This is a genomic window from Streptomyces sp. NPDC045899 (assembly GCF_056431485.1).
Window position 1 is genome coordinate 174,095 of sequence record NZ_JBWKKP010000003.1, and the last position, 21,360, is coordinate 195,454.

The following is a 21,360-nucleotide window of genomic DNA, read 5'->3' on the forward strand; positions in this document are numbered from 1 at the left end:
GACTGCCGCATGGACGAGACGGTGCGGTCGTAGGTATCGGTGCGGGAACTGACCGTCGACCGTCGCATGCGCGGGCAGGACGTGGCGGACCGCGGTTACCTGTGGCGGCCACCGCCGTGCGGGACCGTCGGCCTCATCTGCACCAGCACCTCGGAGAGGAGAGGACGGGGCCGCACGCGCGTGGTCAGCTGACCGCCGTCACCAGGATGAGTGGCTCCTTGCCGTCGCTGCCCGCGATGCAGGCGATGGCCCGTTTGCAGAGCAGGGCTTCGTGGAAGTCGTCCTACGGGGCGCCTGGACGGACGACGGACGTGTGGTCGTGCGGGTCGGGCAGTTTCTCGGCGATGTAACTGCGGAAACCACCAAGGCCGGAGAGCTTCGCCAGGACGTCGGCCGGCGGCTGGAGGCCGTCGGCGGCGGCGATCTCCTCGACGCGGGCCACGCGCTTGGTATCGGGGATGGGGGGCGATGCCGTCATCCTGGGCGAGGAGCCAGGCGGGTTGCCGCGCCGGAAGTCGCCTTCACGGTCCTCGATGCCGCGGGTCCACAGCGAGTACTCGGGCTGCCCGGCGGTGACGGGGTGGACAGCGTGGGCGCGGCGGATGAACACCCGGGCATCCGGCTCCGCGCGGCGAATGGCTGCACGCTCCATGTGCCCGTGCTCTGCCCTGCCGAAGGACTTGTGGCACTCTCTTTCGCCTCACCACTGTCCAGGCGGCTTGTTCCGTCCTGAGCAGGAGGGACGGACGCCGACCGTGACGCTCGTTTGACGCTCTGGGGGTCTGCACGAAGGACGATGAGCCGAGAAACGGGCTCTGACCAGGTCTTTTCTGGGATCCGTTCAGGCAGACATCTTTCCGATGACGCATCATGTGGAGTGCGTGATGATCCTGGAGCCGGCCACAAAGGGCTCCTGACCCGCAGGTTCGTCGTGTCCGTCGTCTGGGACCTGCCGACGAGGGCGGTGCGGCCGGAATTCCGGCACCCCAGCAGCTCGCAGACGACGGTGACCGGCAGGGGTACCGCCGGGACCTCGCGGTCGCGATGGACGGCCTTGGCCGGGCCCTCGCTGCCGAGGATGAGGGCGCCGCTCGAGCGGCAGTCCCGGTCCCGGAGGATGCGTTGCCCGTGAGCTTGGCCCGCTTGGCGGCCACGGCCTCCGGGTCGGCCGGGCCGTGAGCCCGGTCGAAGTCGGCGATCAGCTCGTCCAGCCGTCCGGTGGGTCGAAGGATGTAGTCCGCTTTCCCCCTCCAGCAGGAGCCCGGGCCCCGGACCGCCCGTGAGGATGGGAACGGAGCGGGCGCCGACGTCGGATGCGCCGTCCGGTCCGGATACGGGGGAGTGGGCAGATGGCGGGATCTCATGCCGGTGGGAGCGGGGCGTCGCGTACCGGGGCGCTGGGCCGGGCCCTGGTCGGTGGGCTCGTCATGGCGACGGCGCTGGGGGTGGGGACCGGGCTGGGTCCGGCCCTCGCTGATGCGGTGGGGGCGTCGGGGCTGGTGGCGCGTCTGGTACCGGCGGCCCTCGTCACGGCTCTCGCCCTTTCGCTGGTGGCCGTGGCACACCGGGGGCGACCGTTCCGGCGGCTCGGGTTCGGCGGGCCGGGGGCGAGCGCGGTCGCCTTTCTGGCCGGCGCGGCGGTGACAGCCGTGGCGGCGGCGCTCGTGCTGGGCGCGGCGACGGTGGGGGGTCTGCTGCGCTGGTCGGATCCCGATCCCGGTGCGCTGGCCCGGTTCCTCGCCTCCAACGCGGTGGTCGCCGTGCTGCTGGAGGCCCTGCCGGAGGAGACCACACTGCGCGGCTACACCTGGACGTCGCTGCGCTCCCGGTTCGGCGGCAAAGGCACCGCGCTGGCCACCACGGCGGTGTTCCTGCTGGTCCCCGGGGTGTCAACGGTCGTGGCGGCCGGGGCCGCACGGCTGGTCGGACGGGACGCGGGGCCGATCGGCGTCGCGCCGGGCGGACAGGATCCGGTCGACTACCTCGTCCTGATCATGGTGTTCGGGCTGACCCTGGTCGCGGCTCGGACGGCCTTGGCGCGGGCTCCGCTGTGGACCTCCATCGGCGTCCATCTGACCTTTCTGACCGTCAACCGGATCGCCCTGGAGGGCGACGGGCGTCACGCGGGCTGGTACGTCGAGCACGGCGCGGGGACCGCGGGTCTGCTGGTGCCGGTGTATCTGCTGGTGGTCGCGGGTGTGTTCGCGCTGTGGGGACGGCGGAGGCGACGGCATCGCCGGGAGGGGGCGGCGCGCATGGCGGACCTGCCCCGCCCGGAGGCGGTCGGCGCGGTGCGCTGACGGGGCCCGGGCGTCAGGTGGAGTGCGGTGCCCCGGGGCGTGCCCACTCGGCGCGGACGTGGTGCAGATGCGCGCGCAGCAGGCTCTCCAGACGGGCGGTGTCCCGCTCGGCGACGGCGGCCAGGATGGCGCGGTGCTCACCGGCCGCGCCGCCGAGCGAGCCGCGCGCGGCGAGCGCGTCCATGCCGTAGAGCCGGGTCCGGTCGCGCAAGGCGGCCACGGTATCGACAAGTCGACCGTTGCCGCCGAGTGCCAGCAGTTCGAGGTGGAACCGCCGGTCGGCGTCGAGGAGACGGGGCACATCGCGCGCGTCGGCGGCGGCCTCGATCTCCTCCGCGATCGACTCCAGACGGCGCAGGTCCTCCGGTCCGGCGTGGGCGGCGGCCTTGAGGGTGCCGGGGATCTCCAGGAAGAGCCGCATCTCGTGGATCTCGTCGAGGTCGTGTTCGCTCATCGGGACGACGCGGTAGCCACGGTTGCGAACGGGCTCCAGCAGCCCCTGGCCGACCAGCGTCAGCAGGGCCTCGCGCACCGGACTGCTGGAGACACCGAGCCGGGTCGCCAGCGCCGCCGCCGAGTAGATGTCACCGGGGCGGATCTCACCGGAGACCAGAGCCTGCCGGACCATCGCGAGGATCTGGTCGCGCAGGCTGGTGCGGTGCAGCGGTGCGGATTCCGGTTCGGTCACCTGATGCCGCTCCTCTGCTGCGCCGCTGATCTGCCGGTATTCCACGGGCCCTTGACGCCGGGGCGAGGGCGGTTGCATCGTACCCGGCACTGGTAGCCGGTAACCGGTTACCAGCGAGTAATGTCCGAGCCGTCAGCCGCCTCACGCCCCAAGGACGCCATGCTGCGCTTCACCGCCGAGGACACCATCCGTGCGCTGCCGTTCGACGCGCTGATCCCCGCGCTGCGACAGGGCTTCGCCCGCGGTGCCCACACCCCGCCGCGCCACCACCACACCCTGGACGAACGGAGTGACGCCACCCTGCTCCTGATGCCGTCCTGGACCCCGGGGACCTGGGCCGAGGGCGACTTCGTGGGCGTCAAGCTGGTCAACGTCTTCCCCCGGAACGCCGACCAGGGGCGTCCGGCGCTGTCCTCGGCCTACCTCCTCGCCAGCGCCGCCACCGGTGAGCACCTGGCGCTGATCGACGGCAACGAGCTGACCCGGCGCCGCACAATGGCCACCTCCGCACTCGCCGCCTCCTACCTCGCCCGCCCGGACAGCACGACCCTTCTGGTCATCGGCGCGGGTCACATCGCCCGTCTCGCGGCCGCCGCGTACCGCAGTGTGCTCGATATCCGGACGGTGCTCGTCCATGACCGCACCCCCGCACATGCCGAGCGGCTGGCAGGGCAGTTGCGCGCGGAGGGGCTGGACGCGCGGGTGGCGCCGGACCGGGCCGAGGCGGTGGCCTCCGCCGATGTGATCAGCTGCGCGACCCTGGCCACCGAACCCCTGGTATGCGGTGAATGGCTGCGCCCGGGCACCCACCTCGATCTGATCGGCAGCTTCCGGCCCATCATGCGGGAGGCGGACGACACCTGCGTACGGCGCGGCTCCGTCTATGTCGACACCCCGGTCGCGCTGGAGGAGTCCGGCGATCTGACCCAGCCGATCGCCTCCGGCGCGCTCGCCCCGGACGGGGTGCTGGGCACCCTGCCTCAGCTGTGCCGGGAGGAGGTGCCAGGCCGCCGCGGCCACGAGGAGATCACCGTGTTCAAGACCGTCGGCAGCGGACTCGCCGACCTGGCTGCGGCGGCCCTGGTCTACCGCGGGGCGAGGACCGGCTGAGGCGTCACTGTGCCTCGTGCAGGGCGGTCCGCGCCGCGTCGACGAATTCGGTCAGGGCTTGCCAGAACGGCCGGTAGGCGCTGTCGAAGCGGTCCGCCGCCTCCGTGTCCCCGGCGCGCATCGCGCCCAGGGCCCGGTGGAAGCGACCGGTCGACTTCTGCAGTGCGTTCGCCGCGGCGGCCGCGGCGGCCGGACCCTCCAGCTCCACCACCCGGACGCAGCGGCGCAGCTTGCCGTACTCGTCACGTTCGCGTTCGGCCAGTTCGTCGAGGACCGGGGGGCGGCGCCGGACCTCACCGGTCCGGTCGGCCGCGGACACCTCCCAGTACAACTCACCCATGCCGTGGGCCTGTTCGATGAGGTCCAGATAGGCGGTGCGCCGGCTGTCGCGCAGCCGCTCCGCCCGCTGGGCGAGCGCCGCGGTGTCCGCCTGTATACGGGCCGCGCGGGTGTTGCCGCGGCTGGTGACCCAGCTGGCCACGACGGCGGTGCCACCGGTGAGGGCGGCGATCCAGAAGGTGTTGTCAGCCACGGCCGTCCCGTGCCGGGCTCCCGGTGAGCAGGGCGTCGAACCCGCCCTCGCGCACGAGCCGTTCCAGTTCGTCGAGGGCCTCACGGGCCCGTCCGGCGGCGGCCGGGTCGCGCTCGGCGAGTCCGCTCTCCAGGAACTCGTCCTCGTCCAGCCGCAGGGCGGACGTCCGGTCGGCCGAGACCCACAGGTCCAGATCGAGGTCGGTGACGACCAGGGTGTCCGGCTCGACCTCGGTGGGCCGTGTGATGTCGCAGTACCAGCCCTTGAGCGTGCCGGAGGCCGACCGGACCTCCTTGACCGCGTACCAGCGGTCGCGCCAGTAGTGCTCGGTGAAGACGTCACCGCTCTCGAAGCGGACGAAGCCGAAGTCGCGCACCGCCGCACCGGCCCAGGGGGCGCGCACGGTCACCCGTACGCCGTCGTCGGCGACCACGGTGGCGGGGTAACGGACGTCGGGGCGAGGGTGTTTGACGAGTCTGACCGTGATCCCGCCGCCCGGTGTCAGTGTGCCGGGTGTCGTGGTGTCCGTGCCGCTCATGGTGGTTTCGCTCTCCCCGCTTCGGTGGGCGTGCTCGGGCTCGTGCGCGCCGTGTGGTGTGGCGCGCGGCGCCCCGGTGGGCGGTGAGCCGTGGCCGTTCGTCGCCGGTGCCGTCGCCGAGCCTTTCGTACACGTGGTCACAGCGGCCACTCCATTTCCCTGGTCATCCGGCGGCTCAGGGTCATCTTCGGTAACCACCCTTATCCCCCGATGGTAGGAAGATACGGAAGGCGTAACGGTTCGCCGGTATATTCCAGGGATATGTTCCAGGCATGAGCGCATCGGGGCTGCTGCCCAGGACCGAACTGCGGCCCATCGTCTCCGAGTTGAGGCTGTCGGCCTTCAAGAGGCACCGCCGTGCCTCCTTCTCGCTGGGTCCGCTGACCTTGATCTCCGGCCCCAGTGGCAGCGGCAAGTCCGGTGTGCTGGAGGCGTACACGGCCCTCGGGCGGCTCGCGGGCGGCGCCCGGCTCCCGGAGGTGTTCCGCGATCCGGCGGCGTACATCCCGCGCTGGGCGCGGCCGGACCGGCAAGGGCGGCGCGGCTTCCGGATCGGCTGCACGGTGGACGGTCCGGTCGGGCCGGTGCGGCTGGACGTCGCCGTACAGGCCGAGCCCGAGCTGCGGATCGTGGGCGAGCGGCTGACCGGCGCGGGGGAGATCCTGCTGGAGACCGCGCTGCGCGACCCGGGGCGGCGCTGTGTCCAGGCGGCCTGGCACACCGCCGGGGCGGTCGCGGTCACCCGCGCGCCGCTGCCCGACGACCGGCTGGCCACCTCGCTGCTGCCGCTGCGGGTGGCGGGCACCACGGAGGGGCAGCGGCTGGCGCTGTCCGCCGCCGAGCAGGTGGTCATCGCGCTGCGTTCGGTCTTCCCCTGCGATCCGCGGCCGGAGCGGATGCGGGCACCGGCGCCGCCGCGTGACGGCCGGTTACGCGGCGGCTGCGAGAACCTGGCGGCGGTGCTGCGGCGGACCAGCCGGGAGTGCGGCAGCCGCCACGCGGCGCTGGTCGCGGCGGTCCGGGCGGGCTGCGCGGGGCCGGTCGAGGGTCTGGTGACGGAGGGGCGCGCGGACGGGGTGGTGCGGGCCCTGCTGGAACAGGGCCCGCTGGGCTCCATGCCGGTGGAGCAGCTGGGGGACGGCGAGCTGCGGTACATCGCGCTCGCGCTGGTGCTGCTCACCGGACCGGGGGTGCTGGCGGTGGACCCGGCGGCCGATGTGCTGCCCGCCCGCCAGGCGCTGACGGTGCTCGCGGACGGGTTCGACCGGTGCCTGGACCGGCGGCAGGCCCGGGAGCTGGTGGGGGTGGCGGCCCGGATGTGCGCACGGGGGCACATCCGGCTCGTCGGCACGGTCGGGGCGGTGGGGGACCTGACGGGGGCGTTGGGGGGTGCCCCCGTCACGGTGGTAGACCTGGGGCGTGAGCGAGTCTCCTGAGAGCCAGTCCCCGAAGAGTCAGCCCCTGAAGAACCAGTCGTCGGATGGTCGGTCGCCCGGGAGCCAGCCGGTCGGCGGTCAGCCGGTCGGGAGCGGGCCCCCGATGGGCGGGTCCCAGGCCGGCGGGTCCCCGACGAGTGCGTCCCCGGCGAGCGGGTCCGCCGTGGGCATGGAGCCCACGGGCGGATCTGCGGGCGGTGGGCCCCGTCCGTCCGGGGGCCGTGCCGACGGCCTCGACGTGGCGGGGCTCCAGGGCAGGCTGGCCGCGTTCGCGGCGGCGCGCGACTGGCAGCAGTACCACACCCCCAAGAACCTGGCGGCGGCGCTGAGCGTCGAGGCGTCGGAGCTGGTGGAGATCTTCCAATGGCTCACGCCGGAGCAGTCGGCGCGGGTGATGGAGGACGCGGGGCAGGCTGCCCGCGTCGAGGACGAGGTCGCCGATGTGCTGGCCTATCTGCTCCAGTTCTGCGAGGTGTTGGGGGTCGACGCACTCGCCGCGCTCTCCGCGAAGATCGACCGCAATGAGGCACGGTTCCCGGCGAAGGCCCCCTGAACCCCGTCCGTAACTCTCGGTAGTGGCGACGTTATCCACAACGCAACTGTTGTCAACAGATTCCTGAATTCCCCTAGCTTTTCGGCCTGTTAGTCATCACTCTGGGTAGTGGAGGAGTGACGGGTGCGAGAAATCCGTTGAGAGGGGAGCGGGGCATGGACGCGATGCGGCTGATCGGTGTCACGCGGCACGCCCTGGCCAAGGCCGGGAGTGTGCACGACATCGTGGCCGAAGCCTGGCAGGTCCAGGCACTGGCAGAGGCGGTCGGCGGATATTTCGTGGTCAGCGGCCCGGCGGCGGCGCGGGGCGAGGCACGAGGGCTGTGCGAGGCGGGTGGCAGGGCGAGGGGCGCCCTCTTCCACCCCGCGTTGCACCACCCGGCGCTGCACAACGGCGGCTTACGGGCCGCGCAGCTGTCGGAGGTGCGGGACCCCAAGGCGGTGCTGCTCGCGCTGGGGGACCTGCTGGCGGAGGCGGGGTTCGCCCTGGTGGGAGTGGCGTCCAACACCGAGGAGGAGGCGCTGTACTGGCAGTGCGTGGAGGCGATCGACGCGGCGGACGAGGCCAGGGACCGGGTGCACGGCATGCTCAGGCACCTCACGGTGCGGGAGTGGAGCGGAGAGTGGGGCGGCGCGGCATGACGAGGCAGGATGGAGTGCATGGATCTTCGCATCTTCACCGAGCCCCAGCAGGGGGCGAGCTACGACACCCTGCTGACCGTTGCCAAGGCCACCGAGGCCCTTGGCTTCGACGCCTTCTTCCGCTCGGACCATTACCTCCGCATGGGCGATGTCGACGGGCTGCCGGGCCCGACCGACGCGTGGATCACCCTGGCCGGGCTGGCCCGCGAGACCCGGCGGATCCGGCTCGGCACCCTGATGACCGCCGCCACGTTCCGGCTGCCGGGCGTGCTCGCGATCCAGGTGGCGCAGGTCGACCAGATGTCCGGCGGCCGGGTCGAGCTGGGGCTGGGCGCGGGCTGGTTCGATGAGGAGCACCGGGCCTACGGAATCCCGTTCCCGAAGGAGAAGTTCGCCCGGCTGGAAGAGCAGTTGGAGATCGTCACCGGTCTGTGGGAGACACCGGCCGGGGAGACCTTCGGCTACGACGGGGCGCACTACCAGCTGGCCGATTCGCCCGCGCTGCCCAAGCCCGCGGGGAACAGGGTGCCGGTGCTGATCGGCGGTCACGGGGCGACCCGCACCCCGCGGCTGGCGGCGCGGTTCGCGGATGAGTTCAATATGCCCTTCGCCTCGGTCGCCGACACCGTGCGGCAGTTCGGCCGGGTGCGGGAGGCGGCCGAGGCCGCCGGTCGCAAGGGGGACGACCTGGTGTACTCCAACGCGCTGGTGGCCTGCGTCGGCGGGGATGACGCCGAGGTCGCACGGCGGGCCGCGGCGATCGGCCGGGAGGTCGAGGAGCTGAGGGAGAACGGGCTGGCGGGGTCCCCGGCCGAGGTCGTCGACAAGATCGGCCGCTATGCGGAGGCCGGAGCGTCCCGGATCTACCTCCAGATCCTGGACCTGGACGATCTCGACCACCTGGAGCTGATCTCCTCCCAGGTCCAGGCCCAGCTGGGCTGATACCCCGCCCGCCGTCCGGACCAGTTTCAGTCCCAGCCCCGACCAGCCCGCCGACCAGGAGTACCCACGATGTCCGCCCGACCGATGTCCTTCACCGCCGCGCTGGAAGGTCCACCACTCGTCCTCGACGGCGGGCTGTCCAACCAGTTGGAGGCGCAGGGCTGCGATCTGTCCGACGATCTCTGGTCGGCGCGGCTGCTGGCCGACGAACCCGGGCAGATCGAGGCCGCGCACCTGGCCTATGCGCGGGCGGGCGCACAGGTGCTGATCACCAGCAGCTATCAGGCGACCTATGAGGGGTTCGCCCGCCGGGGGGTGGGCCATGAGGAGGCGGCGGAGCTGCTGCGGCGCAGTGTGCGGCTGGCCCGGAGCGCGGCGGAAGAGGCGGCCGGGGCCACGAAGAGGGCTCCGGAGAGTGCCGGACGGGTGTGGGTGGCCGCCTCCGTCGGCCCGTACGGCGCGATGCTCGCGGACGGCAGTGAATACCGCGGGCGGTACGGGCTGAGCGTGGCGGAGCTGGAGCGGTTCCACCGGCCGCGGATCGAGGCACTGGCCGGGGCCGCACCGGATGTGCTGGCGCTGGAGACCGTGCCGGACAGCGATGAGGCGGAGGCGCTGCTGCGGGCGGTCGAGGGGTGCGGGGTGCCCGTCTGGCTCTCGTACAGCATCGCGGGGGAGACCACCCGGGCCGGGCAGCCCCTGGCCGAGGCGTTCGCCCTGGCCGCCGGGCACGACCAGGTGGTCGCCGTCGGCGTCAACTGCTGTGCACCACAGGACGCCGACCGGGCCGTGCGGATCGCGGCCGGCACCACCGGAAAGCCGGTGGTGGTCTATCCGAACAGCGGAGAGGAGTGGGATGCCGCGGCGCGCGGCTGGCGCGGGCGGCCGACGTTCGGCGCGGACCGGGTGCGGGCCTGGCGGGACGCCGGGGCACGGCTCATCGGTGGTTGCTGCCGGGTGGGACCGGACCGGATCGCCGAGTTGGGCGATTTGCTGAGAAAGCATTAGGAACGAGGTCGCCGGACGGTGATACTCGGACGGGTGTTCTTGACGATTACCACCACCGGCACCGATGAGCGCCCCGCGACCGACCTCGGGTTTCTGCTGCACAAGCATCCCGACAAGGCGCAGCGGTTCTCCACCTCCCATGGCACCGCGCATGTCCTCTACCCCGAGGCGACCCCTCAGCGCTGCACAGCGGCGCTGATGCTCGAGGTGGACCCCGTGGCGCTGGTGCGGCGCGGGCGTGGCAAGGGCCGGGGCGGCGCGCCCGACTCCGCACTGGCGCAGTACGTCAACGACCGTCCGTACGCGGCCTCCTCACTGCTCGCCGTGGCGCTGAGCAATGTCTTCTCCAGCGCGCTGCGGGGCCAGTGCAGGGCCCGGCCCGAGCTGCCGGCGCGGCCGATGCCGCTGCGGATCGAGGTGCCCGCGCTGCCCGCCCGCGGCGGTGCCGAGCTGGTCGAGCGGCTCTTCGCACCGCTGGGGTGGACGGTGACGGCCGAACCAGTCGCACTGGACGAGGAGTTCCCCGAATGGGGTGACTCCCGGTACGTCCGGCTGGTGCTGGAGGGCGAGCTGCGGCTGGCCGACGCACTGCGCCATCTGTATGTGCTGCTGCCGGTGCTGGACGGCGCCAAGCACTACTGGGTCGCCCCGGACGAGGTGGACAAGCTGCTGCGGTCCGGGGAGGGCTGGCTGGAGGACCACCCCGAACAGCGGCTGATCACCAGCCGCTATCTGGCCCGCCGCTGGTCGCTGACGCGCAACGCGCTGGAGCGGCTGGAGCTGGCCCGGCTCGCCGAGGCGGACGACACCGAGGTGGAGGAGATCGACAACGCGGTCGCCGGGACCACGGAAGAGTCCGGCGGCGAGGGTGACGATGACGGGACACCGGCGACCGGGGGAGGAGTGGACGACGGGGAGACGGCGGATGCCGGGAAGCCGGTGCCGCTGGCAGTCCAGCGGCGCGAGGCGATCCTCGAGGCGTTGCGCGGGACCGAGTCCGCCCGGGTGCTCGACCTCGGCTGCGGACAGGGGCAGTTGCTGGTGGCGCTGCTGAAGGACGTGCGGTTCACCGAGATCGTCGGCGTCGATGTGTCGATGCGCGCGCTCAACGAGACGGCGCGGCGGCTGCGGCTGGACCGGATGTCCGAGCGGCAGTCGGCCCGGCTGAAGCTGATGCAGGGGTCGCTCGCGTACACCGACAGCAGGCTGCGCGGCTATGACGCGGCGGTGCTCTGCGAGGTGATCGAGCATGTGGATCCCCCGCGGCTGCCCGCTCTGGAGTACGCCGTGTTCGGCGCCGCGCGGCCCCGCGCCGTCGTGCTGACCACGCCCAACGTCGAGTACAACGTGCGCTGGGAGACGCTGCCCGCCGGGAAGGCGCGCCACCCCGACCACCGCTTCGAATGGACCCGGGAGGAGTTCCGCGGCTGGGCCCGGCAGGTCGCCGAACGGCACGGCTACACCGTGGAGTTCCGCCCCGTCGGACCGGACGACCCCGAGGTGGGGCCGCCCACCCAGCTCGCCCTGTTCCGCCTCGGTGACGGCGACACACGCACCGACAGCGGCACAAGCACTGACCACGGCACGAGCACGAGTAGCAGCGACACCGGCACCGAGACCACCAGCACTACGACCGCGAAGGAGGCGGCCGCGTGACCGACACCGACCTCACCACCGCCAGGCGCAGCCTCGCCGTACCCGACCTGTCCCTGGTGGTCCTCATCGGCACCACCGGTTCCGGCAAGTCCACCTTCGCCCGGCGCCATTTCCTGCCCACCCAGGTCGTCTCCTCCGACGTCTGCCGCGGGCTGGTCGCCGATGACGAGAACGACCAGAGCGCCACCCCCGACGCCTTCGACGTCCTGCACTACATCGCGGGCAAGAGGCTGGCGGCCGGCCGGCTGACCGTCGTGGACGCCACCAACGTCCAGCCCGAGGCCCGCCGCAGTCTGATCAGGCTCGCGCGCGAGCACGACGTCCTCCCCGTCGCCATCGTCCTCGACGTCCCCGAGGCCGAGTGCGCCCGGCGCAACGCGGCGCGGCCGGACCGCGCCGGGATGCCCACCCATGTCATCCCGCGCCAGCGCCGCGAGCTGCGCCGTTCCCTGAAGTCCCTGGAGCGCGAGGGCTTCCGCAAGGTGCACGTCCTGCGCGGCCCGGAGGAGGTCGACGCCGCGGAGATCACCACCGAGCGCCGCTACAACGACCTGCGCCACCTCACCGGTCCGTTCGACATCGTCGGTGACATCCACGGCTGCCGCTCCGAGCTGGAGACCCTGCTCGGCAGGCTGGGCTACGTCCTGCGCCGTGACGAGCGCGGCCGCCCGGTCGACGCCACCCACCCCGAGGGCCGTACCGCGGTCTTCGTCGGCGACCTCGTCGACCGTGGCCCCGACAGCCCGGGGGTGCTGCGCCTGGTGATGGGGATGGTGGCCTCGGGCGGGGCGCTGTGCGTGCCCGGCAACCACGAGAACAAGCTCGGCCGCTACCTCAAGGGCCGCAAGGTCCAGGTCACCCACGGCCTCGCCGAGACCGTGGAGCAGCTGGAGCGGGAGCACATCGAGGACCCGGAGTTCGGCGACCGGGCCCGGGTCTTCATCGAGTCGCTGATCAGCCACTATGTGCTGGACGGCGGGGCGCTGGTGGTGTGTCACGCCGGGCTGCCCGAGAAGTACCACGGCCGCACCTCGGGCCGGGTCCGCTCGCACGCGCTGTACGGGGACACCACCGGTGAGACCGATGAGTTCGGGCTGCCCGTGCGCTATCCGTGGGCCCAGGACTACCGGGGCCGCGCCGCGGTGGTCTATGGCCACACACCGACCCCTGTGGCCTCCTGGCTCAACAACACCATCTGTCTGGACACCGGCTGTGTCTTCGGCGGCCGGATGACCGCACTGCGCTGGCCGGAGCGGGAATTGGTGGACGTCCCGGCCGAGCGGATCTGGTACGAGCCGGTGAAGCCGCTGACCAACGAAGCCCCGGGCGGGGCCGAGGGCCGTCCGCTGGACCTCGGAGACGTGCAGGGCCGCCGGGTGGTGGAGACCCGGCACATGGGCCGGATCGCGGTCAAGGAGGAGAACGCGGCGGCGGCGCTGGAGGTGATGAGCCGGTTCGCGGTCGACCCGCGGCTGCTCGGCTACCTCCCGCCCACCATGGCGCCCTGCGCCACCTCCACGGAGGAGGGCTATCTGGAGCACCCGGCCGAGGCATTCGCCGCCTACCGCGCCGACGGGGCGCGCGAGGTGATCTGCGAGGAGAAGCACATGGGCTCCCGCGCGGTGGCCCTGGTCTGCCGTGACGAGGAGGTCGCGCGGAAGCGCTTCGACGCACCGGACGGGGTGTCCGGCATGGTGTACACCCGCACCGGCCGGCCGTTCTTCGACGACCCGGCGCTGATGGAGACCGTGCTGCGCCGGGTGGGCCGGGCCGTCGAGGGCGCCGGGCTCTGGCAGGAGCTGGACACCGACTGGCTGTTGCTGGACGCGGAGCTGATGCCCTGGTCGCTGAAGGCCGCGGGACTGCTGCGCAGCCAGTACGCGGCGGTCGGCGCCGCCTCGCGCGCCGTCCTCCCCGGTGTGCTCACCGCGCTGGAGGGCGCGGCGGCGCGCGGGGTGGAGGTGTCGGGGCTGCTCGACAAGCACCGGGGCCGCGCCGCGGACGCTGCGGCGTTCACCGACGCCTACCGGCGCTACTGCTGGCCCGTCGACGGGCTGGAGGGTGTCCGGATGGCGCCGTTCCAGATCCTCGCCGCACAGGGCCGCAGCCTGGCCGCGCTGCCGCATGACCAGCAGCTCGCGCTGATCGACCGGATGGTCGAGGCCGACACGCCGGGTGACGCCGCTCCGGAGCGGGAGCGGCCGCTGCTCGTCCCCACCCGCCGTCTGATCGTCGACACCGAGGACGACTCCTCCCGCGCCGCCGGGACGCAGTGGTGGCTGGACCTGACGGCGGCCGGGGGCGAGGGCATGGTCGTCAAACCGCTCCAGGGCTTTGTGCGCAAGGGCGACGGCCGTCTGGTCCAGCCGGGTGTGAAATGCCGCGGCCGTGAGTACCTGCGCATCATCTACGGCCCGGAGTACACCCGTCCGGACAATCTGGACCGGCTGCGGGTGCGCCACCTCGGCCACAAGCGCTCCCTCGCGCTGCGGGAGTACGCGCTCGGGCTCGAGGCGCTGGACCGGCTGGCCGACGGTGAGCCGCTGTGGCGGGTGCACGAGGCGGTCTTCGCGGTGCTCGCGCTGGAGTCCGAGCCGGTTGACCCCCGGCTGTAGCCCAGCCCGCCGGAGCCGTCCGCCGGAGTCCGCCCGAGCGGCGGGCTCCGGCGTGCGGTGCCGGGGCACGGCGGGGCGCGACCGGCGCGAGACCATTGACGTGACCGTGCCAGCTGCCTAGCGTGCTGCTCGATCCCATCGTCGCCTTCCGATCGTCTCCACCAGCAGACCGACCCCAGCCCTTCGGTTCTCCGCGAGCGTGACGACCAACGAGCAGAGCGGGGAGGGCGGATGAGTCTCTTCGAGGACGGACGGCCGTTCCTCCACGCGCTTCCCGCCGACGACCGGCGCGCGCTGCTCGCACTCGGCAGTCCCAGGGCCTACGCCCCCTCCGAGGTCGTCCTGCGTGAACACGACCGCACGACCTTCGTCGTCGCCATCACCTCCGGCTGGGCCACCGTCTCGGTGGAGACCGAGCGCGGTGTCCGGCTGATCCTCGCGCTGCGCGGCGCGGGCGAAGTCGTCGGCGACCAGGCCGCGGTGGACCACGGTTCGCGCAGCGCCACCGTCACCGCGCTCGGGCGGATGGAGGCGGTGGTGGTCTCCGGCGACCGGTTCCGCGCCTATCTGGCGGCCCGTCCGGTCGCCACTGTGCTGATCATGCGTCAGTTCAGCTCCCGGCTGCGCAGTTCCGACGGCGAACGGCGCTCCCTCGCCTCCGAGAAGGTACTCCAGCGGCTCGCCGCGCGGCTGGTCGAACTCGCCGAGCGCACCGGTCACTCCGGCCCCGGTGGCGCCATCACCGTCGATCTCCCGCTGCCGCAGCACGACATCGCCGCTGCCGTGGGCTCGACCAGGGAAGCGGTCGCCAAGGCGCTGCGGCTGCTGCGCGACCAGGGTGTCGTACGGACCGCCGCACGCCGTTTCGAGGTGACGGACCTCGGCCTGCTGCGGCTGCTGGCCGAGGGGCGCGCGACGGGCGAACAGATCCTGGCGCGCCCCCGCGACTGAGCGCCGGCGCGTACGCCCCGCCCGTTTCCGCGACTGTGTAAACGGCTACAGCCCCCGGACCGCTCCCCGGGCACGCTGGACGGGCACGGGAGCGGGACCGTGTGCGACGGGGGTGCACACGGCCCGGCGCCCGGTACCGGAGAGGGGCGGTGGGACGGGCAGGGGGAGAGACGTCCCGCCGCCCGCTCCGGACCCCGCCTCCGGCGGGCCGGCAGTCGGGCACCCGGGCGGCACGGCACAGGCGGCACGACCACCGGGCGGCACGGCACGGGCGGTACGGCGCACCGGGGCACAGCACCCCGGGCCCCGGGCCCCGGCGCTCCCGCATCCCACACCCCCACGCGAAGACGACGAGCCCCCGGCCATCCGGGGGCGGGCGGCGCGAAGGACGGCGGGCCATGAACGGAACCGAGAACACCGACCTCACCGCGGACACCGGCATCCGGCGGCTGGACATCCCTCAGGGCGGCCCGCTGGACGGCGCGGGCGAGCCGGGCGGCGCCCGCACCGCGCGCGAGGCCCGGGCCCATCTGCACATCGCCGACGGTCCGGCACCGCTGCCCGCCGGATCCGGCGAGGAGGTGTGGTCCGCTCTCCCCGAAGGGCCCGTATCCGAGGAGGAGTTGGCGCGGCTGCACCGGCTCCACCGGCCCGCCCCCGGTCACTGCGCCCTGCGGGAGCGGCTGCGGCGCACCCATCTGCTCGCGCTGTGCGGCGAACCCGGCACCGGCCGGGCCTGGACCGGTCTCGCACTCCTGGCCGCCTGTGCCGCACGCACCGGAGGCGGGGTCGAACGCCTCGGCCCCGGCCTGCTCCTCGGCACCTCCGTGGAGCGGCAGCGGTTCCACCGAGGTCATGGCTACCTCATCGAACTCCCCGCCGGAGCCACCGATTCCACCGACTCCACCGGAGCCATGACCACGCCGGGGCCGCCACCGACGGACATCCGCCTCGACCGGCTGCGCACCCGGCTCGTCGAGCACGGGGCGTTCGCCGTGGTCCTCGTTCCCGGCGGCCCGGTGGCCGAACGGCTGCTGGGCACCGGCCGTCATGCGCTGCCGTACGAGCCGCCCGCCGCCGACGGCGTCCTCGACGGCCATCTCGCCGACCTGCTCGCGGAGGGCCCCGCCGAACTGCTGGAACCGGCCCGGTCCACCGCCGCCCGGCCCGAAGTGGCCGAGGCCCTCGGTCTGGACGAGCTGCGCCCCGCTGAGGCGGCGCGGCTCGCCGGCCACCTCGCCGATCACGCACGGGGACGGATCTCCGACGCCCGGCTGCTGGCGCACTGCCGGTCGTTCGCCCCGCGCCAGGCGCGTGCGTGGTTCACGGCCCCCGGCCGCCCCGACACCCTGCCCGCGGCCCTGCCCGAACTGCGGGCCGCCGCGCTGCGGATCGCCCTCGCCGTCTTCAACGGCTCCGCGCACAGTCTCACCTCCGAGGCCGCCGAACTGCTGACCTGGGAGCTGGCCGTCACCCTCGACCCCCAGTACGCCCCGGGCCGACCGCTGTTCACCGCCCGCCCCGGGGTCGCCCCCGCCACCGCCCGCGCGGTGTGCGGCGACGGTGTGGAGGACCTCGGCGAAGCGTCCGTGCCGGTCCGCGCCGTGTGGTTCCAGGGGCGGCGGCTGGCGCCCGCGGTGCTCTGCGAGGTGTGGGACGGGCACCACAACCTCCGCGGTCCGGTGGCCCGTTGGCTGCGGACGCTGTGCGACGACCCGCGTCCGCAGGTCTGGGTGCGGGCCGCGGTCGCCGCGGGGGTGCTGTGCGCCCGCGACTACCTCTACGGACTGGTCGAACTGCTGCTGCCGCTGGTGCGCAGCGACAGCCCGGTGCAGCGCATGGCGGCCGCCACCGCGCTCGCCGAGGCGTCCCGCGCCCCCGAGATACGCCCCGCCGTGGACGGTCTGCTGCGCGCCTGGGCGCGTGGTGAGGACGAACGCGAGCGCGAGACCGCGGCGCTCGCCCACGGCTACGGCCTGGCGGCGGGTTCGGTCCCGGCGTCCCTGGCGGAGCTGGGCCGGATCGCCTGTGCCGACGGCGGCGTCACCACCTCCTACGGGGCGGTGCGGCTGCTGGCCGGGACGGAGCCGGAAGCGGTGCTGGACGGGCTCACCCACTGGCTGCGCGACCCGCGCAGACCCCGCCGTGACCTGGCGCTGCTGACGGCGCTGCGCGCGGTCACCACCCGCACCTCGTATCTGTGGGGTCTCGCGGAGGTGCCGGAGCTGGAGCCCTACGCCGCCTGGCCGTTGGCCACGGCGCTGCTGGCCGCCCGGCCCGGCTGCGCGCCCCAGCTGTCCGAACTGCTGCGGGCCGCGCTGACCTGGGCCCGTTCGGCCGGTGCCGCCGAGGACGCGCTCGTCGGCTGGATCCGGCGGGCGGCCCGCGACGAACGGCAACTGGCGGTGTTGTGCGGCTTCCTGCCCCGGTTGGCACAGGACGGAGACGAACCGCTCGACGTCCGGGCGGCCACGCGGATACGGGAGGTGCTGGAAGCGCTGTGAGGAGAGGAACGGGGATGGTGAAGGAGACGGAGACGGACCGCACGACGTGTGCGGAGGAGGAGAGCGGGCCCGGCGGCGCGCGGGAGGCCACGCCCCGCGACACCCCCGCCCGCCGGTTCTCGGTGACCGGCGCGCGGCGGCTGCGCGAGGCGCTGCGCACTGGCGGGGACGACCTCGCTGCCGCGCTGCGCGAGGCCGACGACGGGGTACTGCTCAGCGCGCTCGACGAGGGGCCGCCCGCCGGGCGGGCCACCCGGATCGTCGTCGAGCTGGTGCGCCGGGCGCCGGAGCGGGGGCCGGGGCTGGCGGACGCGGTCTGCGAGAAGGTGCTGGTAGCCCATCTCTACCTCGATGCCCCGGCCGGTCGCCAGAACCCCGGCGGGACGGGTCCGGAGCCGGACGCCCGGCTGCGCGTGCGCAACGCGCTGATGCTCTACGAGGGCCTGGTGCGCCCGTACGCGGAGCGCGGGGCGGTGCCCGAGCTGATGGCGTGTGTCCTGCCCGGTCTGTGGAGTGCGGGTGACGGCGCCGGCGGTGAGGTGGTGCGCCGGATCCTCGGCACCCGGAAGCCCACCGGATTCGGTGAGCGGGGCTGGAAGGCGCTGTTCGGCGCGGTCGCCGAGGAGTGCCGGGAGCGCGAGGAGGAGGTGCGCCGGACCGCCCGGCCGAAGACGCGGCGGCGGCGCTTCCGGCCGCGGCGCGGGGCGGACGACGGCGGGCGGATCGAACTGCAGCCGGGCCAGCTGTGGGTTTCGGCCCTGCTGGGCTTCATCGCCGTGGCGCTGGTGCTGATCGTGGTGCTCGCGGCGGGATGAGCGGGGCCGTCACCCGCTGTGCCCCCGGCCCCGGCGGCGGTCCGCAGCGGCGCTCCCGGCCCTCCGCGACCGGGCCGGGGGAAGGCAGGTACCGGACATCATCGCGGATACGTGTGTCGCGGGACGTTCACCGTGGGCCCGGAGCGGCGAAGATGGGTGCATGGGATTCCACGTGGACTCCGAGGCCGGGCGGCTGCGCCGCGTCATCCTGCACCGCCCCGACCTGGAGCTGAAGCGGCTCACACCGTCCAACAAGGACGCACTGCTCTTCGACGACGTCCTGTGGGTGCGGCGGGCCCGCCAGGAGCACGACGGTTTCGCCGATGTGCTGCGCGACCGCGGTGTCGAGGTCCACCTCTTCGGCGATCTGCTCGCCGAGAGCCTCGCCCTTCCACCGGCGCGGTCGCTGGTGCTGGACCGGGTCTTCGACGAGAAGGAGTACGGTCCGCTCGTCACCGACCATCTGCGCGCCGCCTTCGACGAGCTCACCGCCCCCGAGCTGACCGAGGCGCTGATCGGCGGAATGACCAAGCGGGAGTATCTGGCGCGGTACCCGGAACCGGTCTCCGTCCGGTTCCACGCCATGGACGCCGATGACTTCCTCGTCAATCCGCTGCCCAATCACCTCTTCACCCGGGACGCCTCCGCGTGGGTCTACGACGGGGTCTCCATCAACGCGATGCGCTGGCCCGCCCGCTGGCACGAGACCGTCCACTACGAGGCCGTCTACCGGCACCACCCGCTCTTCGCCGACGAGGACTTCCACGTCTGGTCGGAGGGACAGGCGGCCTACCCCTCGACCATCGAGGGCGGCGATGTGCTGGTGATCGGCAAGGGCGCGGTGCTGATCGGCATGAGCGAGCGGACCACCCCGCAGGCGGTGGAGATGATGGCCCACCGGCTCTTCGCGGCGGGTTCGGCCCGCACCATCGTGGCCCTGGACATGCCCAAGGGGCGGGCCTTCATGCACCTGGACACCGTGATGACGATGGTCGACGGGGACACCTTCACCCAGTACGCGGGGCTCGGGATGCTCCGCTCGTACACCATCGAACCGGGCGCGGGCGGCCATGAGCTCAAGGTCACCGACCATCCGCCCGAGCACATGCACCGTGCGATAGCCGCCGCACTCGGACTGGACTCCATCCGGGTGCTCACCGCCACCCAGGACGTCCACGCCGCCGAGCGCGAGCAGTGGGACGACGGCTGCAACGTGCTCGCGGTCGAGCCGGGTGTGGTGGTCGCCTACGAGCGGAACGCGACGACCAACACCTTCCTGCGCAAGCGGGGCATCGAGGTCATCGACATCCCGGGCAGCGAGCTGGGGCGGGGCCGGGGCGGACCGCGGTGTATGAGCTGTCCGGTCGAGCGGGATCCCGTGGAAGGGTAGGCGGCGGACCGGCCCCGGATCCGTACGAAGGAAGCCGCACGAAGGACCCCCTCCGTATATATGCAGTCCTTCGTATATGCTTCCATGGTTCCTGGCCGCGGCACCGCCGCCGCAGCCGTGTTCCACCGTGACCGAGGAGCCCACCCCATGGCGATTGACCTCACCGGCCGCCATTTTCTCAAGGAGCTGGACTTCACCGCCGACGAGTTCCGCCGGCTGGTCGGCCTGGCGGCCGAGCTGAAGGCGGCCAAGCGCGCGGGCGCGGAGGTGCGGCGGCTCCAGGGCAAGAACATCGCCCTGGTCTTCGAGAAGACCTCGACCCGCACCCGCTGCGCCTTCGAGGTCGCCGCCGCCGACCAGGGCGCCTCGACGACGTATCTGGACCCGGTCGGCTCGCAGATCGGGCACAAGGAGTCGGTCAAGGACACGGCGCGGGTGCTGGGCCGGATGTTCGACGCCATCGAGTACCGGGGGCACGGCCAGGGCGTCGTCGAGGAGCTGGCCGCGCACGCCGGGGTGCCGGTCTACAACGGGCTCACCGACGAGTGGCACCCCACCCAGATGCTCGCCGACGTGCTCACCATGACCGAGCACAGCGAGAAGCCGCTGGACCGGATCGCCTTCGCCTACCTCGGTGACGCCCGCTACAACATGGGCAACTCCTACCTCGTCACGGGCGCCCTGCTGGGCATGGACGTCCGGATCGTGGCGCCCCGGCTGCTGTGGCCGGACAACACCATCGTGGAGCTGGCCCGGCAGCTGGCCGCCGCCTCCGGTGCCCGCGTCTCGCTGACCGAGGACGTCGAGGAGGGGGTGCGCGGGGCGGACTTCGTCGCCACCGACGTCTGGGTGTCGATGGGGGAGCCCAAGGAGGTGTGGGACGAGCGGATAGCGCTGCTGGGCCCGTACGCGGTGACGATGGACGTGCTGCGCGCGACCGGCAATGCCGCGGTGAAGTTCCTGCACTGCCTCCCGGCCTTCCACGACCTGGGTACCGACGTGGGCCGGGAGATCCACGAGCGGCACGGGCTGACCTCGCTCGAGGTCTCCGAGGAGGTCTTCGAGTCCGCGCACTCCGTCGTCTTCGACGAGGCGGAGAACCGGATGCACACCATCAAGGCGGTGCTGGTCGCCACGCTCAGCACGCCCTGACGCCGTCGGCGCGGACGGCCGCCCGGGACCGGGCGGCCGGTCAGTGGCCCCGGGGCTGGAGGGTGAACCAGACGGCCTTGCCGAAGGCGGTGGGCCGGTAGCCCGCGTCCGCGCTCAGGGTGCGGATGAGCAGCAGTCCGCGGCCGCGCTCGGCCAGGTTCGGTGAACCGTCGGGGTGGTCGCCGCCGGGTCTCTTGGGGCCCTCGGGGCGGCCGGGACCGTCGAACCCGCCGGGCGGGGTCGGGTCCTGGTCGTGCACCTCCACCTGCCAGCCGCCGGTCGGCACCAGCTCGACCACCAGCTCTATCGGCTCGTCGCCGTCGGTGTGCTGCACCGCGTTGGCGACCAGTTCGGCCGTCAGCAGCTCCGCGGTGTCCCCGTCCACCGGAGCCCCGATGTCCGCCAGGGTGTTACGGATCAGCGCACGGGCCAGCGGTACGGCGGCCGTCGTGTGCGGCAGTGCGAACCGCCAGGTGGCGGCACGGAGGGGTTCGGGCAACGTCCTGGTCCAGTCGTCAGCGGAGCCTTT

The 21,360-nt window shown here is 73.1% G+C and carries 19 protein-coding genes; 14 read left to right on the forward strand and 5 right to left on the reverse strand.

Going from position 1 to position 21,360, the window contains the following annotated elements; genetic code table 11:
• Positions 1-283: 283 nt before the first annotated feature.
• Entirely contained in the window at positions 284-652 is a 369-nt protein-coding gene (locus AC07FT_RS05470; RefSeq protein WP_479174156.1) for a hypothetical protein, read from the reverse strand.
• 697 nt (positions 653-1,349) lie between these two features.
• On the opposite strand from AC07FT_RS05470, the gene AC07FT_RS05475 reads away from it, so the two are divergent.
• Positions 1,350-2,300, forward strand: coding sequence for a CPBP family glutamic-type intramembrane protease (locus tag AC07FT_RS05475; RefSeq protein ID WP_479174158.1), 951 nt, complete (start codon positions 1,350-1,352; stop codon positions 2,298-2,300).
• 13 nt (positions 2,301-2,313) lie between these two features.
• Here AC07FT_RS05475 and AC07FT_RS05480 read toward each other — a convergent pair whose 3' ends face one another.
• Positions 2,314-2,988 carry a GntR family transcriptional regulator gene (locus tag AC07FT_RS05480; RefSeq protein ID WP_479174159.1) on the reverse strand — a complete coding sequence of 225 codons (675 nt, stop codon included), beginning with the start codon at positions 2,986-2,988 and terminating at the stop codon, positions 2,314-2,316.
• A 120-nt stretch (positions 2,989-3,108) separates the two neighbouring features.
• Here AC07FT_RS05480 and lhpI point away from each other — a divergent pair, with 120 nt between their 5' ends.
• Positions 3,109-4,098 carry a bifunctional Delta(1)-pyrroline-2-carboxylate/Delta(1)-piperideine-2-carboxylate reductase gene (gene lhpI, locus AC07FT_RS05485; RefSeq protein WP_479174161.1) on the forward strand — a complete coding sequence of 330 codons (990 nt, stop codon included), beginning with the start codon at positions 3,109-3,111 and terminating at the stop codon, positions 4,096-4,098.
• 4 nt (positions 4,099-4,102) lie between these two features.
• Here the strand turns inward: lhpI and AC07FT_RS05490 are convergent, their stop codons facing one another.
• Together AC07FT_RS05490 and AC07FT_RS05495 are read right to left on the reverse strand one after the other, a co-directional pair.
• Positions 4,103-4,630, reverse strand: coding sequence for a hypothetical protein (locus AC07FT_RS05490; RefSeq protein ID WP_479174163.1), 528 nt, complete (start codon positions 4,628-4,630; stop codon positions 4,103-4,105).
• Positions 4,623-5,168: a ribonuclease FAU-1 family protein gene (locus tag AC07FT_RS05495; RefSeq protein ID WP_479174165.1), complete on the reverse strand. Its 546-nt coding sequence runs from the start codon at positions 5,166-5,168 to the stop codon at positions 4,623-4,625. Before AC07FT_RS05495 ends, AC07FT_RS05490 begins: the two co-directional genes overlap by 8 nt.
• Before the next feature lie 272 nt (positions 5,169-5,440).
• Between AC07FT_RS05495 and AC07FT_RS05500 the strand changes: the two genes are divergently transcribed.
• The 12 genes from AC07FT_RS05500 to argF all read left to right on the forward strand — a co-directional run bounded on the left by AC07FT_RS05500 (position 5,441) and on the right by argF (position 20,831).
• The gene (locus AC07FT_RS05500; RefSeq protein WP_479174167.1) at positions 5,441-6,604 is read left to right on the forward strand and encodes an AAA family ATPase; all 1,164 of its coding nucleotides are present in this window, start codon (positions 5,441-5,443) and stop codon (positions 6,602-6,604) included.
• A 169-nt stretch (positions 6,605-6,773) separates the two neighbouring features.
• The gene (locus AC07FT_RS05505) at positions 6,774-7,157 is read left to right on the forward strand and encodes a nucleotide pyrophosphohydrolase (protein WP_479174169.1); all 384 of its coding nucleotides are present in this window, start codon (positions 6,774-6,776) and stop codon (positions 7,155-7,157) included.
• A 155-nt stretch (positions 7,158-7,312) separates the two neighbouring features.
• Positions 7,313-7,798: a DUF6099 family protein gene (locus AC07FT_RS05510; protein ID WP_479174171.1), complete on the forward strand. Its 486-nt coding sequence runs from the start codon at positions 7,313-7,315 to the stop codon at positions 7,796-7,798.
• A gap of 18 nt (positions 7,799-7,816) precedes the next feature.
• Entirely contained in the window at positions 7,817-8,740 is a 924-nt protein-coding gene (locus tag AC07FT_RS05515; protein WP_479174172.1) for an LLM class F420-dependent oxidoreductase, read from the forward strand.
• Between the two features lie 69 nt (positions 8,741-8,809).
• Entirely contained in the window at positions 8,810-9,748 is a 939-nt protein-coding gene (gene mmuM / locus AC07FT_RS05520) for a homocysteine S-methyltransferase (protein WP_479174174.1), read from the forward strand.
• Between the two features lie 33 nt (positions 9,749-9,781).
• On the forward strand, positions 9,782-11,404 hold the full coding sequence (locus AC07FT_RS05525) for a 3' terminal RNA ribose 2'-O-methyltransferase Hen1 (protein WP_479174175.1): 1,623 nt from the start codon (positions 9,782-9,784) through the stop codon (positions 11,402-11,404).
• A complete protein-coding gene (locus AC07FT_RS05530; RefSeq protein ID WP_479174177.1) occupies positions 11,401-14,019 on the forward strand; it encodes a polynucleotide kinase-phosphatase in 2,619 nt (872 codons plus the stop codon). The genes AC07FT_RS05525 and AC07FT_RS05530 overlap by 4 nt, the downstream gene beginning before the upstream one ends.
• Positions 14,020-14,250: 231 nt before the next feature.
• A complete protein-coding gene (locus AC07FT_RS05535) occupies positions 14,251-14,970 on the forward strand; it encodes a Crp/Fnr family transcriptional regulator (protein ID WP_471192930.1) in 720 nt (239 codons plus the stop codon).
• A gap of 398 nt (positions 14,971-15,368) precedes the next feature.
• Positions 15,369-17,474, forward strand: coding sequence for a hypothetical protein (locus AC07FT_RS05540; RefSeq protein ID WP_479174179.1), 2,106 nt, complete (start codon positions 15,369-15,371; stop codon positions 17,472-17,474).
• 14 nt (positions 17,475-17,488) lie between these two features.
• Positions 17,489-18,289, forward strand: coding sequence for a hypothetical protein (locus tag AC07FT_RS05545; protein ID WP_479174181.1), 801 nt, complete (start codon positions 17,489-17,491; stop codon positions 18,287-18,289).
• Between the two features lie 160 nt (positions 18,290-18,449).
• Positions 18,450-19,679: an arginine deiminase gene (locus AC07FT_RS05550; RefSeq protein ID WP_479174182.1), complete on the forward strand. Its 1,230-nt coding sequence runs from the start codon at positions 18,450-18,452 to the stop codon at positions 19,677-19,679.
• A 147-nt stretch (positions 19,680-19,826) separates the two neighbouring features.
• On the forward strand, positions 19,827-20,831 hold the full coding sequence (gene argF, locus AC07FT_RS05555; RefSeq protein WP_471192938.1) for an ornithine carbamoyltransferase: 1,005 nt from the start codon (positions 19,827-19,829) through the stop codon (positions 20,829-20,831).
• A gap of 40 nt (positions 20,832-20,871) precedes the next feature.
• Here argF and AC07FT_RS05560 read toward each other — a convergent pair whose 3' ends face one another.
• Positions 20,872-21,330 (reverse strand): ATP-binding protein, encoded by a 459-nt coding sequence (locus AC07FT_RS05560; protein WP_479174183.1) that lies wholly within the window; start codon positions 21,328-21,330, stop codon positions 20,872-20,874.
• Positions 21,331-21,360 lie beyond the last annotated feature (30 nt).

Bases quoted from the DNA above. Each gene is read 5' to 3' on its own strand.
- AC07FT_RS05535 (WP_471192930.1), top strand. From the start codon at position 14,251: ATGAGTCTCTTCGAGGACGGACGGCCGTTCCTCCACGCGCTTCCCGCC.
- AC07FT_RS05505 (WP_479174169.1), top strand. From the start codon at position 6,774: ATGGAGCCCACGGGCGGATCTGCGGGCGGTGGGCCCCGTCCGTCCGGG.
- lhpI (WP_479174161.1), top strand. From the start codon at position 3,109: ATGTCCGAGCCGTCAGCCGCCTCACGCCCCAAGGACGCCATGCTGCGC.
- mmuM (WP_479174174.1), top strand. From the start codon at position 8,810: ATGTCCGCCCGACCGATGTCCTTCACCGCCGCGCTGGAAGGTCCACCA.
- AC07FT_RS05515 (WP_479174172.1), top strand. From the start codon at position 7,817: ATGGATCTTCGCATCTTCACCGAGCCCCAGCAGGGGGCGAGCTACGAC.
- AC07FT_RS05540 (WP_479174179.1), top strand. From the start codon at position 15,369: ATGAACGGAACCGAGAACACCGACCTCACCGCGGACACCGGCATCCGG.
- AC07FT_RS05545 (WP_479174181.1), top strand. From the start codon at position 17,489: ATGGTGAAGGAGACGGAGACGGACCGCACGACGTGTGCGGAGGAGGAG.
- AC07FT_RS05500 (WP_479174167.1), top strand. From the start codon at position 5,441: ATGAGCGCATCGGGGCTGCTGCCCAGGACCGAACTGCGGCCCATCGTC.
- AC07FT_RS05470 (WP_479174156.1), bottom strand. From the start codon at position 652: ATGGAGCGTGCAGCCATTCGCCGCGCGGAGCCGGATGCCCGGGTGTTC.
- AC07FT_RS05510 (WP_479174171.1), top strand. From the start codon at position 7,313: ATGGACGCGATGCGGCTGATCGGTGTCACGCGGCACGCCCTGGCCAAG.
- AC07FT_RS05475 (WP_479174158.1), top strand. From the start codon at position 1,350: ATGGCGGGATCTCATGCCGGTGGGAGCGGGGCGTCGCGTACCGGGGCG.
- AC07FT_RS05495 (WP_479174165.1), bottom strand. From the start codon at position 5,168: ATGAGCGGCACGGACACCACGACACCCGGCACACTGACACCGGGCGGC.
- argF (WP_471192938.1), top strand. From the start codon at position 19,827: ATGGCGATTGACCTCACCGGCCGCCATTTTCTCAAGGAGCTGGACTTC.
- AC07FT_RS05550 (WP_479174182.1), top strand. From the start codon at position 18,450: ATGGGATTCCACGTGGACTCCGAGGCCGGGCGGCTGCGCCGCGTCATC.